The sequence below is a fragment of the Binatus sp. (SeqCode) genome (genome assembly GCF_035272065.1).
Classification (GTDB): Bacteria; Desulfobacterota; Binatia; order Binatales; family Binataceae; genus Binatus.
Genome location: NZ_DATEQZ010000051.1, coordinates 24888 through 40443 on the forward strand (window position 1 = coordinate 24888; position 15556 = coordinate 40443).

General features: G+C 62.4%; 15 protein-coding genes and 1 pseudogene. 7 read left to right on the top strand and 9 right to left on the bottom strand.

Annotated features, from left to right (window positions below; translation table 11 throughout):
- The 3 genes from prmC to rpmE all read right to left on the bottom strand — a co-directional run bounded on the left by prmC (position 1) and on the right by rpmE (position 2316).
- Positions 1 to 879, bottom strand: coding sequence for a peptide chain release factor N(5)-glutamine methyltransferase (gene prmC / locus VJX68_RS08970; RefSeq protein WP_324095340.1), 879 nt, complete (start codon positions 877 to 879; stop codon positions 1 to 3).
- A 6-nt stretch (positions 880 to 885) separates the two neighbouring features.
- Complete coding sequence (prfA, locus tag VJX68_RS08975) at positions 886 to 1947, bottom strand: peptide chain release factor 1 (RefSeq protein WP_324095341.1); 1062 nt, start codon at positions 1945 to 1947, stop codon at positions 886 to 888.
- A 129-nt stretch (positions 1948 to 2076) separates the two neighbouring features.
- A complete protein-coding gene (rpmE, locus tag VJX68_RS08980; protein WP_324095342.1) occupies positions 2077 to 2316 on the bottom strand; it encodes a 50S ribosomal protein L31 in 240 nt (79 codons plus the stop codon).
- Between the two features lie 369 nt (positions 2317 to 2685).
- On the opposite strand from rpmE, the gene VJX68_RS08985 reads away from it, so the two are divergent.
- The 5 genes and pseudogenes from VJX68_RS08985 (at position 2686) to VJX68_RS09005 (ending at position 9048) form a co-directional block, all read left to right on the top strand.
- Positions 2686 to 3954: a hypothetical protein gene (locus tag VJX68_RS08985; RefSeq protein ID WP_324095343.1), complete on the top strand. Its 1269-nt coding sequence runs from the start codon at positions 2686 to 2688 to the stop codon at positions 3952 to 3954.
- Entirely contained in the window at positions 3951 to 4652 is a 702-nt protein-coding gene (locus VJX68_RS08990; RefSeq protein WP_324095344.1) for a hypothetical protein, read from the top strand. Before VJX68_RS08985 ends, VJX68_RS08990 begins: the two co-directional genes overlap by 4 nt.
- A gap of 285 nt (positions 4653 to 4937) precedes the next feature.
- Positions 4938 to 6128, top strand: a complete 1191-nt coding sequence (locus VJX68_RS08995) for a dihydrodipicolinate synthase family protein (protein WP_324095345.1) — start codon at positions 4938 to 4940, stop codon at positions 6126 to 6128.
- The gene (locus VJX68_RS09000; protein ID WP_324095346.1) at positions 6121 to 7776 is read left to right on the top strand and encodes a PfkB family carbohydrate kinase; all 1656 of its coding nucleotides are present in this window, start codon (positions 6121 to 6123) and stop codon (positions 7774 to 7776) included. The genes VJX68_RS08995 and VJX68_RS09000 overlap by 8 nt, the downstream gene beginning before the upstream one ends.
- A gap of 157 nt (positions 7777 to 7933) precedes the next feature.
- A pseudogene (locus tag VJX68_RS09005) lies at positions 7934 to 9048 on the top strand (LLM class flavin-dependent oxidoreductase).
- 46 nt (positions 9049 to 9094) lie between these two features.
- Here the strand turns inward: VJX68_RS09005 and VJX68_RS09010 are convergent.
- The 4 genes from VJX68_RS09010 to VJX68_RS09025 form a co-directional block, all read right to left on the bottom strand.
- Positions 9095 to 9352 carry a hypothetical protein gene (locus VJX68_RS09010; protein WP_324095347.1) on the bottom strand — a complete coding sequence of 86 codons (258 nt, stop codon included), beginning with the start codon at positions 9350 to 9352 and terminating at the stop codon, positions 9095 to 9097.
- Between the two features lie 99 nt (positions 9353 to 9451).
- Complete coding sequence (locus VJX68_RS09015; protein ID WP_324095348.1) at positions 9452 to 10225, bottom strand: enoyl-CoA hydratase/isomerase family protein; 774 nt, start codon at positions 10223 to 10225, stop codon at positions 9452 to 9454.
- A 20-nt stretch (positions 10226 to 10245) separates the two neighbouring features.
- The gene (locus tag VJX68_RS09020; RefSeq protein WP_324095349.1) at positions 10246 to 11268 is read right to left on the bottom strand and encodes a hypothetical protein; all 1023 of its coding nucleotides are present in this window, start codon (positions 11266 to 11268) and stop codon (positions 10246 to 10248) included.
- A gap of 23 nt (positions 11269 to 11291) precedes the next feature.
- Positions 11292 to 11924 carry a TetR/AcrR family transcriptional regulator gene (locus VJX68_RS09025; protein WP_324095350.1) on the bottom strand — a complete coding sequence of 211 codons (633 nt, stop codon included), beginning with the start codon at positions 11922 to 11924 and terminating at the stop codon, positions 11292 to 11294.
- A gap of 102 nt (positions 11925 to 12026) precedes the next feature.
- Here VJX68_RS09025 and VJX68_RS09030 point away from each other — a divergent pair, with 102 nt between their 5' ends.
- Positions 12027 to 12854 carry a TIGR03619 family F420-dependent LLM class oxidoreductase gene (locus tag VJX68_RS09030; protein ID WP_324095351.1) on the top strand — a complete coding sequence of 276 codons (828 nt, stop codon included), beginning with the start codon at positions 12027 to 12029 and terminating at the stop codon, positions 12852 to 12854.
- Here the strand turns inward: VJX68_RS09030 and VJX68_RS09035 are convergent.
- Positions 12851 to 13009 (bottom strand): hypothetical protein, encoded by a 159-nt coding sequence (locus tag VJX68_RS09035; RefSeq protein WP_324095352.1) that lies wholly within the window; start codon positions 13007 to 13009, stop codon positions 12851 to 12853. The genes VJX68_RS09030 and VJX68_RS09035 overlap by 4 nt on opposite strands.
- Positions 13006 to 14076, bottom strand: a complete 1071-nt coding sequence (locus tag VJX68_RS09040) for a CaiB/BaiF CoA transferase family protein (protein ID WP_324095353.1) — start codon at positions 14074 to 14076, stop codon at positions 13006 to 13008. Before VJX68_RS09040 ends, VJX68_RS09035 begins: the two co-directional genes overlap by 4 nt.
- A gap of 147 nt (positions 14077 to 14223) precedes the next feature.
- Between VJX68_RS09040 and VJX68_RS09045 the strand changes: the two genes are divergently transcribed.
- Positions 14224 to 15555 (top strand): FHA domain-containing protein, encoded by a 1332-nt coding sequence (locus VJX68_RS09045; protein ID WP_324095354.1) that lies wholly within the window; start codon positions 14224 to 14226, stop codon positions 15553 to 15555.
- Position 15556 lies beyond the last annotated feature (1 nt).

The window sequence follows — 15556 nt, forward strand, 5'->3', positions numbered from 1 at the left end:
CTACTTCCCGATCCTTCGCGCGCGCACGACGCGCGGATGCCCCGCGAAATCGTTTATCACAGCGGCGACCCTCAAGCCCGCGTCCTCGACAAGTTTCGCGGCCGTGTCCGCCTGCCCCGCCGCCACTTCGATGATCAGCTCGCTATTGAGTGCAAGATGCCGCGTCGCGCCCGCTACAATCCTGCGCAGGATATCGAGCCCTCCGGCTCCCGCTCTCATCGCGACGCGCGGTTCGTAGCCGCGCACGTCGGGCTCCAGAGCTCCGATCTCCGCGTCATCCAGGTACGGCGGATTGGAGACTATAACCTCGAAAGTTCCGAGCGCTTCTGCTGCGTCCAAAACATCGAAGCAGTCAGCGCGACAGAACTTCACCCGATCCTCAACCCAATGACGCCAGGCGTTGCGCGACGCTACCTCGAGCGCATCGGCGGAAATATCAACGGCGGTGACACGGGCGTGCGGCGCGTTCACGGCAATCGCGACCGCAATCGCGCCGGAACCGGTGCCAATGTCGAGCACGCGCGAGTCTGGCTTCGCGGCGACAAATTCGAGCGCCGCGCCGACGACCAGCTCGCTCTCCGGGCGCGGAATCAGCACCGCCGGACAGACCTCAAAATCAAGCGAGTAGAACTCCTTGTGCCCGAGGATGTACGCGATCGGCTCGCGCTTTTCGCGGCGCGCGACCAGCGCGTCGAATCTTTTCAGCGTTTCAGACGACATGTCGATCGAGCCGGTGATAGCCGCTTCACGCGAAACTCCCGCAGCAGCCGCTATCAGGAGTTCAGCGTCGAGCCGCGACGATTCGATGCCCGCGTCGGCAAGCCGGCGCGACACCTTGTCGATCGCCTCTAACGCGCGCCGCGCGAGCATCTCGCTCATCACACCTTATGCGCTGAGCGACTGCTCGCGGTCGTAGGCCGCGAGCGCGTCGATAACCGGATCGATCGCGCCGTCGAGAAAATTGTCGAGCTGATGAATCGTCAGGTTGACGCGATGGTCGGTCACACGCGATTGCGGAAAGTTGTAGGTGCGGATTCGCTCCGAACGGTCGCCGGTTCCCACCATCGAGCGCCGCGTCTGTGCGATTTTCGCCTGCTGCTCCGACTGCGCCTGTTCAAGCAGCCGCGCGCGCAGGATCTTCAACGCCTTCGCCTTGTTCTTGTGCTGCGATTTTTCGTCGCGCTGGATTATTACCATCCCGCTCGGGATATGCGTGATTCGCACTGCCGAGTCGGTGGTGTTGACGCTCTGCCCGCCCGGCCCCGACGCACGCATCACGTCGATTCGCAGGTCCTTTGCCTCGTTGATATTGACCTCGACTTCATCCGCTTCGGGCATCACGGCAACGGTGACCGCCGACGTGTGAATGCGCCCTGAGCCCTCGGTTTCCGGCACGCGCTGCACGCGATGCACCCCGCCTTCGTACTTGAGGCGCGAGTATGCGCCGCGTCCGCTAACCAGCGCGATCACTTCCTTGATTCCGCCGAGGCCGGTGTCGCTCAAGCTGAGCGTTTCGAGCTTGAAGCCGTGGCGCTCGGCGTAGCGCGTGTACATCCGGAACAGGTCGCCGGCAAACAGTGACGCTTCTTCGCCGCCCGTGCCGGCGCGGATTTCGAGGATCACGTTCTTTTCGTCGTTGGGATCGCGCGGCGTGAGTAGCTCCTTGAGCTTCTCTTCGACAGCGCCGAGATTTTTCTGCAACGCCGGCATCTCGGCCTTGGCAAGCTCGCGCAGATCGGGGTCGTTGCCGTCGAGGATCGATTTGTGCCCCGCGATTTCGTCGGCAATGCGAATGTACTCGCGCGCGCATTGCGCCGCCTCGGAAAGTTGCGAGCGCTCCTTGGCGAGCCGCGCGTATTCGCGCTGATTGCCGAGCGTGGCCGGGTCACTGAGCTTGCGCTCGAGTTCCGCAACCCGCTCTTCTATTGCGCTTGCCTTATCCAGCATCGACGCCCAAGCTCCACACCGAAAATCGCCCTGAAAACAAAAACGGCGCGGCCAAGGATGGCCGTGCCGATGGATTCTCCCCCGCGCACCCGGGTGCGTCGAGGGCCGCAGGCGGCGGGAGTTGCTATGCTACTTCTCGGCGGCGGTTTCCGCCGTTTTTTCCGCCGGCTTCTTGATGCCGTATTTGCGATTGAACCGCTCGACTCGCCCCGCTGTATCGACCAGGCGTTGCGTGCCAGTGTAAAAAGGATGGCACTTCGAGCAGACCTCGACGTGAAGCTCCTTGAGCGTCGAGCGCGTTTCGAACGTGTTGCCGCACGCACAGACTACTGTGCAGCGGCGATATTCAGGATGGATTCCAGCTTTCATTTTTCCGTCTCGAACTCTTCCAGCTATTACTTTGCAGGATATCATCGCAAGGTATCTCGCACAATTCGCCAGTCGCGACTGCCATTTCGGGCTTTCCGTACCGCTTTAGCCACCTCGCTGGCAGCAATAATAATCACAATCTGGGCGATTGCCACCTACGCCGCATCTTCGCCCCCAAGGCCCGCACCAACCTCAGCGGCGTCGAACGCCGGCTTTGCGCCCGACAATCGGACCCTCTTTGCACCAATCGTCTGTCTCGCACCGCCTGGCCCCGCGCGTGCCTCGCGTGCAATTGCGATCCTCGACCGGCAGCTCGCCTTCCAGCGCAAGATTTCGTTCCATCCCAAGATTGGTCCGTCGCTTCAGGAAGTGATCGACCTGCTACCGCCGCGCCAATCGACCATGATTCGCGCCGCCGCGCTCTACTCGAAGAATGAAATTCCGTGGCGCGACGAGCCCGACGGCACGCATGAAATTCTGGTCAAGGGACAACCCGCCGACGCCGACTATCTCTACACGCTCGCCCAGGATTGGCGCAGTCCGGAGGAGCCTGCGCGATTCTCGGGAGTGTTCGGCCTCAAGCCTGCGGCGGATTCGACGCCCGACAACATTTCGAGCGTCACCGGCACGCTCGCGGGCGAGTTGATGATCGATACTTACGGCATCGGCGCGCTCGTCGATACGTTGGCCGACACACTGCGCGAGTTTCACGGCGACCTGAAGGCTCCGTGGGATTCCGCGCCCGGCACCTTCAACCATCACGACCGCGCCGCGATGGACAGATTCCACCGCCAGATGCCCCACCTGGCGGCGAAGTTCGATCACTATTTCAAATTCAACAATCTGCTCGACGAGTTCAATTCGCCCGCGGGTCCAATCGTGCTCTTCAACGTTGATGCCGAAGTTCACCAGGACGCGCTGAAAAAATATCCGCTCCTTTACGATTTCTATCGCAAGGTCGTGCCCGCCGTGACCGCGAAATCCGAGATTCTGGATTCGCACGCCAACTACTGGTTCCGCGAGGCGTTCGACCACGGCCACATCCGCGTCATGATGATGATTCGCGACGGCCTGCTGACTCCCTTCAACGCCGCGATGCAGCCGGCGGGCAACAGCGTCGCGCTCAACCAACTGACGCACGGCAGCTACCGCACGCTCGCGTCAGGGCAGATCACGAGTCTTGCGATGAATTTCGGCCTCGCCAACATTGGATTCGCGACTCACTACCGCCGTGACGCGGATAACGTGACGTTCGTCAACCGCATGGACGCAGTTCCGCAACTGATCGCGCCGCCGGGCGTGCATCAGATGATGGACTTGATTGCGGGCGATTTTCTGCGCGTGTTGGCCACCGGGAACGGCGGCCTCAACACCAGGCTCACTTCGCGCCTGCTGCCCAACGGCACTTACGATTTCGCGGGCGGCGCCACGGCGCAGTTGAATTATTCGCCCACGCTCGAGTTGCTCGCGCGGATCGGCGACGCGGTCGCGCAGGAGCACAACGATCAGGTTCGCGCCGAGGAGCGCGCTTTCTTCGAGGAACTTTTCGACGCTTTCGTCGCCGACTATAATGATGCGCGTCCGGCGATCATCGCATTGGATTCGGATAGGGATGACCGCCAGGAAAAATCCAAATGAGTCGCGCACCACGAAAACGGTTCTTTACCGCCGCGTTCTTTGCAGTTGCAATCCTCGCGGGATGCGCCACAAATGACAAACCGCCGCCTCCCATGCCAGACGCCGGCGCGCAGCAGCCGAAGTTGCTGGGCAGTTTGTCCGACGTCTCTAGCACCCCCGTCGATCCGCTCGGCGTCAACGCGGTTCCCGCCCCCGGCGAAGGACTGCTGCACGATGCCGGCCCTGTCTCGGCCGGACCCCGCACCTTCGAGGAAGACCCCGGCATCTCGCGCGAGATTGGTACCGAACGAAATCCTGCCACGGTCCGCCTGCTCAACAACAAGGCCGCCAAGTTCGGAAATTTTGCCTCGGTGATTCTCGATCGCATATATGCCCGACTCATTATCGCCGAGCGGAGCGAGGAGATTTCGCGAACCAAGCTGCCCACCGACCTCAAAGCCGTTATCATCACTGCCATCTTGGACAAAAGCGGCAAGCTTACCGAACTCATCCTTGAGCAGCACTCGGGCAAAGCGAAAATCGATCGCATGATGCTCGACGTCTGCAAGAAAAGTATCTGGTACGAAAATCCGCCCGTCGAAGCCCTTTCCGGCGACGGCAACTACAAGCTGACGATCAAGTTGAAGCTGCAGAACTTCGCCTCCAGCGATGAGCATCATTGGAGCTTCATCACCGATCTCGGACTCGGCATCGGCTAGTGTCGCGTCCGAACTGCGTTGGTTCGGGGATGAGCTTTTCAGCCTGACCCCTCCGGATTTTGTGTGCTACTCATACGGCATGAGGATCAGTCACAATCCCCAAGGTTCGCCCGAAATTGGGCGACGCCGGCTCAGGGTAAAAACAATTTCTGACGGAACGAAACTACCCTTAGAGCGGCGCCTCCCAGGAACCACCACCAGTGGTATGAAATTGACGTTTTCGCCTGAACTAGCGAAAACAAAATTGCGTCAATTTGAGTCCTATCGCGATGGGAGCGCGCTCTATTGAACTTCAAGCAGCAGCCAGCGGACTCTTCTGCTAAAATCGCCGCCGTGCAATCGCTCGACGACTACATTCCGCGCCCGGGCCTGTCGGTTCCCATCGTCACGATTCTCGACGCGCGCGGCCGCATCCTCGAGGACCAGCAGCGCGCGGTCATCCGCTTCGCGTTCCAGGACGGCGCCGGCGCCGACATCATCTTTGCTGCGGGCACCACCGGAGAATGGGATCGCATCGACAACTCGCGCCGCCAGGCGGTGGCACGAATCGCCATAGAGGAATGCCGTCGCGCGCGCGAGTCTGCTGCCAAAAAGATCGAAGCATGGGCCGGCATCACCGCGCACACTCGCAGCGACACGCTCGACAATCTTAACTATGCAATCCACGCGGGCGCCGACGCGGTCGTCGTCGCGCCCCTGTCGATCAAGGACGTCGAGCATCCCGCGGACTTCGTCGAGCGCGACATCGGCGCCGTTTTCAATCGCGCCGGTCGCATGCTCCCGCTGTTCCTCTACGACAACGCCGACATCGCCGCACCCGGCAAAGCGGCGCACCTGCACACGCGCGACGTCAAGGCGATGGCGCGGCTGGCGTACGTGCGCGGAATAAAAGTCACCGCCAGCAAGACCGTTATCGGCAACTACACGCGCGCCGCGTCGCACTTCAAGGCGGGTCACGAGTTCGCCATTTACGCCGGCAATGCGTACCTCATTTTCGACTTGTTCGCACCGCCCGAGGGCGTCGGCGATCGCATGCGCCACTACTGGAACCGCTACCTGACTCAGCGCACGCGCCCTTACGGCGTCGTCGCCGGGCCCGCCAACGCGATGCCGCGCGAATGGCAGCGCGCGTGGCAGGTCTGCCGCTCGGGCGACGTCGAGCTGATGCGCTTGTATGCGGACGCGATCGAGGAATTTCGGATCGCGTGCACCTTCAAGCGCGGCGCCAGGGCATATCGCCCGACGATTGCAACGCTCAAGGCGGCGCTCAAGGAACTCGGCGTCATCGACAGCGACGCGGTCGGCGCCGGAACGCCGCCGCTCAGCGACACCGAGCGCCGCGAATTCTCCGCACGATTCGGCGCGCTGCGCGAACGCAACGCCGAGATGCTTGAGCGCGGATGGGTCAGCGAATGCGATTCGCCCGCCAGCCACGCGCCGGCAACGGAACGAAAATCTGCGGGGCGCAATGGCTGAAGAAAAACTCGACGTCGTCGGATGCGGCAGCATGGTTGTCGACCTGTTCTACCGCACGCCGCGCATCATCCGCGCCGACGAAAAAATCCTGCTCCGCGCACACACCGCCAGCGCCGCCATCGAGCGCACGCAAGTTGGCGGGCTGGTCCTGAACCATCTCGGATGGGGCCGCATCCTCGGCCTCAAAACCGGCATCTTCGGCAAGATGGGCGACGACCGCAACGGCGAGTTCCTGCGCGACGGGATGGATCGCCTCGGCATCCGCCATCACCTGACTTTCGACGGCACCGCCAGCGCGTTCGCTACAATCTTCGTCGACGCCGCAGGCGATCGCGCAATCTACATGGCGCGCGGCGCGACCGGCGAGCTCACTCCCGCCGAGGTCCGCAGCCGCCACGGCGGGTTCATCCGCCGCGCCAATCTCGTCTCGACCGAAATCTCGCAGCTCCCGCTACGGACAGTGCTCGCGATCCTGCTCTTCGCGCGCACACATTCGATTCCGACGATTCTCGACGTTGATGTACCGCCGTCTGACGCGATCGGATCGCTCGGCACGCGTGCCGAACTCGAACGCGCGTTGAAACTCGCGACCTGGTTGAAACCCTCGAAGGCCGCCGCGCGCGAAATCGCCGGCAATGGCCGCGATCCTCTGAAGATTGCCGACGCGATTCGCGCGAAGTACGGAAATCGCGCCGTCATCATCACCGAAGGCGACAAAGGATGTTCGATCGCGGCACGTGACACGTCCATTCGCGTGCCCGCCTTCAAGGTCAAGCAAGTGGATTCCACCGGCGCCGGCGACGCGTTTCTCGCGGGCATTTGCGCCGGCCTTCGTCTCGGGATGCCGTGGGACAAGATTGGCCGGCTCGCCAATGCCGCCGGCGCGGTCGCGGTCACGCGCCTCGGCGCTTTTCCGTCGGGATTCGAAGTACGCGAGGAAATTCTCGACCTCTGTGCCGAGCCGCTCGCGCTGCCGACGCCGCGTCTCGACGCGGAGCCGCGCGCAGCCGCCATCGGTGATTCCACTGGCGAAGTCGAAAAGTTCTTCGACCTCGCGCTCGCCGAGCTCGCCGCGCTTCGCGGCAGCTTGAACATCGCCGCCATCTCGCGCACCGTCGAGATAATCCGCACCGCGCTCGGCCGCGGTGGCCGCGTCCACGTGACCGGAGTCGGCAAGCCCGAGCACGTCGCACGCTACGCCGCGAGTGTGTTCTGCTCGGTCGGCACGCCCGCGACATTCTTGCACGCGACAGAAACGCTGCACGGCAGCCTCGGCCAGGTGCATCCGCGCGACGTCGTCATCGCGATTTCAAACAGCGGCAGCACCGACGAACTGCTCTCGACCGCGAGTGCCATCCGCGAGCAGGGCGCGCAGTTGATCGCGATCACCGGCAACAAGGATTCGAGCCTCGCGCAACTAGCCGACCTCGTCATCCACGTCCCCATTCCCAACGAGGGCGGCGGTCTCGGCCTTGCCCCGCGCATCAGCGTGCTCGGCGAAGTCTTCGTGCTCGCAGGATTGTCGGTCGCGCTCGAGCTCGCGCACGGCCTCACCGTCGAAGAATACTCCCGATGGCACCGCGCGGGCGCAATCGGCGAAGCCGCCCGCCGCCTCGCCGAAACGAGAACATCGAACCGCCGCGCGTAGTCCGCAGGCATTCGGAATCGGGAACATTTGGTCCCTAACCCGACGCGAAGACGAGCGTCGGCCTCTCCCGACTAACGGGCGAGGCAGTTAGGAGGAGTTGTGCTCTGGACAGCGGTGGGTCTATGAAAATTAGAGATCAGCGGAGGAGGCTCACACCATGCACGTTGGATATGGAGCAGTTTTTCAGAACCCCGGCAACGCACTTCCTGACGCCGAGGTTTATCGCAACGAGCTGCGCCTGGCCGAGATGGCTGAGCCGCTCGGCTTCGATTCCATCTGGTCAGTCGAGCATCACTTCGACGACTACACGATGTGCCCCGACGTGCTGCAATTCCTCTCTTACATGGCTGGCCGCACATCGCATGTGAAGCTCGGCTCGGGCGTCGTCGTGCTCCCCTGGCACGATCCCATCCGCGTCGCCGAGCAGGTTTCGCTGCTCGATCACGTTTCCAACGGCCGCGTCATCCTGGGTCTCGGCCGCGGCCTCGCGCGCATCGAGTACGACGGTTTCCGCCTCGACCAGAACGAAGGCCGCAACTTGTTTGTCGAGTATGCCGAGCTGGTTTTGAACGCGCTCGAAAACGGTTATATGGAAGGCGGCAAATTCACCCGCCAGCCGCGCCGCGAGATTCGCCCCGCCCCGCGCGCTCGTTCAAAGGCCGCACCTACGCCGCCGCCGTCTCGCCGGAGTCGATGCCGATAATGGCGAAGCTGGGAGTCGGCCTGCTAGTGATTCCGCAAAAACCGTGGGACGCCGTCAAAAAAGATTTCGAGGTCTATCACAAGGTCTGGCGCGAGGTTAACGGTGACGCGCCCGCGCCCAAGCCTATCTCCGGCGGCTTCTGCGTCGTCGACGAAAACAAGGACCGCGCCGAAGAACTCGCGATGAAATGGATCGCCGCCAACTACCACACCGTCATGAAGCATTACGAGATGACGTCGCCGGAGTTCGGTACCAAGAAGAGCTACGAGTTCTACAGCAACGTCGGCAAGTTCATCAAAAAGACCGGCGCCGACAATGCCGCGCGCGACTTCGCGATGCTGATGCCGTGGGGAACGCCCGACCAGGTGCTCGAGAAGTGCGCGTTCATCCGCGACACCATCGACGCCAACGGCGTGATGTTCAATTTCAGTTTCGGCGGGATGCCGTACGACGACGCGGAGCGCAGCATCAAGTGCTTCGCGAAGTATGTGTTGCCCGAACTGAAGAAGTGGAACACCGAGCCGCTGACTGATCCGGCCCCGATTCCATCATCGGCGGCAGCCCGGTGAGTCATTTAGCCAGCGCGCATAGTCCCTTAATTTGCGGTCGCCCACTTCACGCGCCGGGCTTCTCACTGTCATGCGCATGACCGATCGCATGCCGCAGCCGGCGATCGAGCTTGGCGCAATTCAGGACAACCTTCTCCGAATGCACCGCTTCGACCGCGCTGAGTGGCACCGTGAAGTCACCGGCATTCTCGACGTAGATCACAAGTTCAGGCCGGCCGCCCGGCGCAACCTGGCGAACGGCGCCAAACTCCTCTCCTCCGTCGGAAACAAAAGCCTGGAATCCAATTTGAATTTTTTCTTGCACGACGCATTTCTCCACCGCGCCAGCGCCTCGACGACGCACCGTGTCAGTATCCGCCGAAATCCGCGGTGGGTCGAGCTGGATGCTTCGTCGAATCCCGGCCTACTTGCCCACGAACTTCGGCGCGCGCTTTTGTTGAAAGGCCGTAATGCCTTCCTTGTAGTCGGCGGTACGCCCCGCTGCGCCCTGCGCCTGGGCCTCGCATTTGAGAACTGCGAACAGGCCCATCGCCTCTTCGTCCATTCTTCGCACCAACCGCTTCGATTGCATAAACGCCGCGGTCGGACCGGCCGCCACCTGCGCCGCAACTTTCCTTGTTTCGGCGACGAGCGAGTCCTTCGGCATGCTTCGATTGACGAGCCCGAGTTGTGCCGCCTCGACGCCCGAGAGCAATCTTCCCGTGTAGATCAGCTCGAGTGTGCGATGCGTCCCCAGACGCGAGACGAAAAACGAATGGCCACCCGAGTCCAGCACGGCGCCAATACGCGCGAACGGCGATCCGATCTTCGCGTCGTCGGCGACATAGACCACGTCGCATCCCAGCGCCAGTCCCAATCCGACTCCCAGGCACGCGCCATGAACCGCGGCGAAAGTCGGCGCGGGGAACGCGACGATTCGCTTGATCAGCGGATTGAACGTCGTCTCGATTATCGCTTCGGCGTCTTCGTCGCCCGGATGCGCATCCGCGAGATCGCGTCCCGCCGAGAACGCCGGTCCTTCTCCCCGAATCATCATCGAGCGCACGCCCCGCGACGCCGCGCGCTCGAGACATCCGTTCAGTTCGGCCACCATCGCGTCGTTCAACGCGTTCATCTTGTCGGGCCGGTTGAGAACTATTTCCGCAAGACCGCCTTCGACCGACAAATCGACGCTCATATTCGTGGCCTCACAGGTTGCTAGAACACAGGAATTATGTCCTCGGCGGTTATGTTGCCGACGTCAACGCCTTCAATATCAAGTTCGGGAATCGCGGGGAACTGGATGTCCCACTTCTCGACCAGCTTTCGCACACGCGCGATCGCCAGCCGCCAGTTGTCGGCCTGCTGTTCGAAGGTCAGGATTCCGAGTCCAGCTTCGCGCGCTGTACGCAGCAAGATGCGATGGTTATGCAGAAAGTAGCCGGGCAAATCCCAGAACTGTGCCGGTGGCTCCCAGAGCACCATCGAGAGGAACACGAAGCCGGCGCGCAGCTGCTTGGTAATGAAAGTTTTGTGCTCGTCGGTGAGTCCCGGCCACTCCTTCTCAAGCAGGTTGATGCAGATCTGGAGATGCCGCGCTTCGTCGCGACCGATTTTGGTGAAAATTTCGCGGAACACCGGATGCGTCGTGGCGTGCGCCATACCGTGGAACAGCGTCGATGACGCCACTTCGCCCATCATGAACGAAGTGAAGATTACCGCGAGCGGATAGCGATCGATCGCGCGGTTGTATCCGGTCCAGTAGCGGCCACCGTTATGATAGAGCCAGCCAATATTATTGAGCGCCACCCGCTGCAGCTCGCTCTTCGGCGCGAATCCTTGCGGACCGTTTGGCACCAGACGCTGGATAACGCGTTGGCAGGTTTCCTCGTGATTGGTCTCGTCCCGGGTTATCGAAAAGAAGCATTTGCGAACCGGATCTTCCTCGTGCATCTCCCACGCATGAATTGTCGCGCGCGCAAACACCGCCGGCCCCGACGAATCAAAGTTGGACAGGAGCGCCCACCAGTACATGATCGCAACCTTCTCGTCGTCGCTCCATGCTTCGGGCGAAAGCTCGCTCCAGTTGATATCCGCGGGATTGAAGCCCTCGCGCTTGGCGCGCTCGTAAATCTCGGCGAGCTTGGACGTCTCGCATCGCCATTCGATCGGGAAAATGTTCGGCTGGGGGACGGCGGGCGCCTCGACCAGGCCGCCCTCAGGAATTTCGAATTCGCTCATCGCGGTTTGTCTCCTGATTTAATCTACCTACCATTCGGTCGATTTGTCAAAACGCGGCGGCCGGCGCCCTGCTCCATCCCCTCGAAGGCCATCCGGAAGATTGCTTCGGCCACCTCGGGCGCGTCCAGCCCGCCGCCCGGCCGGTACCATTCTGTGATTGAGTTGAGCATTCCGAACAACAGCCGCGTCGCCAGTCGCGGCTCCACATCGGCACGGAGATCGCCCTGCCGCTGCGCGTTACGCATTAGCCGGGCGATCAGATGGTCGAACGCGCGCCTGCGTTGCATGATCCGCCGCTCGACCGGAGTGTTGCCGCGTACGCGCAGCAGCAGCGCCACTTCGGGCAACTGCTCTACCGTGACTTCGATCGTGCGATGCACGATGTATCTGAGGCGCGCCGCCGCGCGGCCCCGCTTCGCGGGCCGCTCGTCAAGCACCGCGAACAGCGCGTCAAGCGCGCGGCCAACGCCCCGCGACAGCAGCTCTTCCTTGCTGCGAACGTGATAGTAGATGCTGGCCTTGGTGATTCCCGCAGCGCGCGCGACATCATCAAGCGTGCTGCCGTCGTAGCCGCGCTCGCGGAACACACGCACCGCCACATCGAGGATCGCGTCAAGATTGTAGGGCTTGCGCTGCTTCGCGGATGGACGGCCCACGCGTTTGTCGCCTCCAGTGGCTGGGCGGGAGTTTGACTGGATGCGCGCGAGCTTGCCAGTCTTTTCGTGACAGCCGCGCTCCAGCGCCCGGGAGAATCCGCGATGAAATTCGGAGTCGCAATCCGCAACATGGGTCCGCAATCCAACCGCGCGACGATTCGCGCCTGCGCACGAATCGCCGAGCAAGCCGGCTTCGATGCGCTCTTCGTTTCCGATCACTTCTGTATTCCGCCGGACCAGACCGAGGGCTCCGGCGGCCGTTATCTCGACGTGCTCGCGACGCTGGCCTTCATCGCCGGCGCGGCCGAGAAAATCCGGCTCGGTATCTCTGTGCTGGTGGTTCCCTATCGGCCCGCCGTATTGACCGCGAAGCAGGTCGCGACGATCCAGGAACTATCGGGCGAGCGAATGATTCTTGGCATCGGCGTGGGGTGGATGAAGCCGGAGTTCTCCGCATTGGGCGCCGACATTCGCCGACGCGGCGCGATTACCGACGAGACGCTGAGCGTGATCCATCATCTCTTCAGCGCCGACGTGCCGGGCGCCTACGACGGCCCTCTCGTGAAGTTTCCATCGTTCGTGTTCCTGCCCCGACCGAAGCGCCCTGTTATCTGGATTGGCGGCAACGGGCCGGCTGCGATGAATCGAGCGCTGAAATTCGGCGACGGCTGGCATCCGATGCTACCGGCGACGGAACTTAAAGCAAAAGTTGAAGAATTGCACGCGCGTGCGCATGCGGCGGGACGCGAGCTTCCTGAAATCATCGTGCGGCGCGGGCTGCGGCTCGACGACACCGCGGGGCCTCGCGCAAAAGTCGCGGCTGAGAAGGAAGCCAGCGCGACGTATTTCATCCTGGACTTGGGGCGCTATCCGGACGAGCAGTCGTTCGGCAAGTCGGTCGAGACGTTTATGGTGAAAGTCGCGAGCTAGATCACTTTTTCGCGGCGGAGCAACTCTAGATCGTTCGTGCTGACGCCGAGCATCTCGCCATAGACGCGATCGTTGTCGTGCCCGACCGGCACCGAGCCGCGCACGATTTTTCCCGGCGTCAGCGAAAACTTCGGTGCGACGCCGATGCCTCTCACCCTGCCGACCTGCTCGTCTTCCCACTCAACGTGGATCCACGCGCGCGGTATTGCGGGTCCTCGGCGATGTCCTTGCTCGACATGATCGGCGAGCATGGGACGTTGCCGGCCGCCATCGCCGCCACCACGTCTTTAACGGTGCGCTCGGAAATCCATCCGCGCAGAATCGCATCGAACTCGATTCCTTCGATCGACTCGAGTTGCGTGCGCGCCGTTTCCCATTTCGGGTCGGAAGGATCGAGCCCGATCACGCGTAGCAGCCGCCCGTACACGTCACCGAGCGCACCCATCACGACCCATCCGTCGCTGGCCTGGAACGAGTCGAGCGGCTGGAATCCCTGCGCGCGATTCCCGGAGCGCTCGCGAACGACTCCGTTCTGAAAGTATTCGAGCATCGTGCCGCCCATCGTTTTGTGGATCGCTTCGTACTGCGCGACGTCGATCGACTGGCCTTTTCCGGTTGCGCGCGCATAGGTCAGGCCGGCGAGCGACGACCACATCGTGAACAGCGCGGTAATGTAGTCGCCCGTCCACGGCGCGGCGCGCGTCGGTGGAGTCGGATCGGGAACCCTGTCGCCGACCGCCTGCCCGACCACGTCGTACGACGCGCGATGGACGTAATCGGGATCCCCGCTCTGCCCAAAGCCCGAGACGTGAGTGATCACCAGCTTGGGGTTAACCTTCCAGACTGACGCATCGTCGAGGTTCCACTTCGGGTATGTGCCCGGCCTCGAGCTTTCCATCCAGATGTCGGCGCGCGCGATCAGCTTCAGAAAGATTTCGCGGCCGCGCGGCTTCGACAAATCGAGCGAGACACAAAACACGTTGCGGCGCTCCTGGATCCAGCTAGTGGCGACTGCGGACTTGCCGTCGGTGGTCGCGAGCCTGATGCCTATATTGCGCCATCCGACGTCGCCGATTCCCGGCCGCTCGATTTGGATCACTTCCGCGCCCATCTCGGCGGCCAGCTCGGCGGCGAACGGCTGCGCGATCAGGGTCCCGGTCGAGATGATCTTCACGCCCTGCAGAGGGCCGAATTTTTCAGCAACAAGATTTTCGATGCTCATAGGTCCGGCGATGATGCCTGTTTTGGTCCGACCTGAGCAATACGATAGCCGCAGCCGGTTGATTGCATGTTGTTCGCGGAGAGCGTTTTCCAGCGACCTGCCGCGGGCTATTATATTCTTAACCCGTAGACTTATGCCGAGGGTGGCGTGGATTCACCTCTAGCTCTTCTCAAAAGCGATTCTCTGAACCGGCGCGAACTGACGTTCAAGGCGCTTGCGGGCCTGTGCGGCGGCGCCATTGGATGGCTTCCTGTCGAACTGGCCTCGCACAACTCTCATCTCGGGCAGGTGCAGACGACCGGTGACACGATCGCGTACTACATATCGGCGGCGATCGCCGCGGGCGCGATCGGTGCGTTCATCACTGCCGTGGATACGTCTGCCGTTCGTGTGACGCCGGAGTCTCAGCGCCGCTTCATCCGCGGCTTCGCGATTTGCGCGCTGCTATCGCTGCTGTCCACCTACCTTGGAAACTACGTATTCAACGCGGTCCTCCAGGCAGGCGGAGTCGGCTTCAGTCCAAATGGCGAGCTGATCTCGGGCTCGATTATAACCCTCGTCATCGCAAGATTGCTGGGATGGGCAATCGACGGAGCGCTGGTGGGCGCCGGCGTTGGATTGGCGACGCTCACGATGGAAAACGTACCCAAGGGAGCGGTGGGTGGGCTGGTCGGCGGAGCGGTCGGCGGAATCGGCTTCGATTTGATCGGCGCAATCGCCGGCGGCGGATTGGCTTCGCGATTCTTTGGCGAAGCAGTCACCGGACTCGCAATCGGATTGTTCATCGGGCTGGTGCAAGAGCTGACCAAGGCTGCGTGGGTCACGGTCGAGCATGGGCGGTTGCGCGGAAGGCAGTACCGAATCGAAGGCGCGCGCGCGACGATCGGGCGCGCCGAGGAAAATCCGGTCGGCCTGTTCGGCGATCCGCTGGTGCAGCAGCGGCACGCGGTGATCGAGCGGCGCGGCGCCGACTACGTCATCAGAAATCTTGCGGTGCAGGAGGGCACCTTCGTCAACGGCAAGCGAATTGAAAGCGTTGACTTGCACGATGGTGATCGAATCAACATTGGCGGCTACGAGATGATGTTCCATCTGCGCGGGACGTCGGCGGCGGCCAGGCAACAGGCGTCGCTGGCGGTCGATGCGGTGAATCCCGCGCATGTCGCCACGCGGCTGGCGGGCGCGAACGCGAAGGTCGATGGGCCGAGCCTGCTCGACGCGTCGGGGCAGCCCTACCCTGTCCACGCCGGCGCGGTTACCCGGATCGGGCGCGCGCTCGACAACGAAATCGTGGTCAGCCATTCGTCGGTCTCACGCCATCACGCGAGCATCGAGAATTCCAACGGCGCATTCGTGGTGCGCGACCTCAACAGCCAGAACGGAACGTTCGTCGGCAATCGGCGCGTGACCGAGCCGACGCGCGTCATCGATGGCGACATCATACGGGTCGGCGACGCGCAGTTTACCTTCCGTGGCTGAA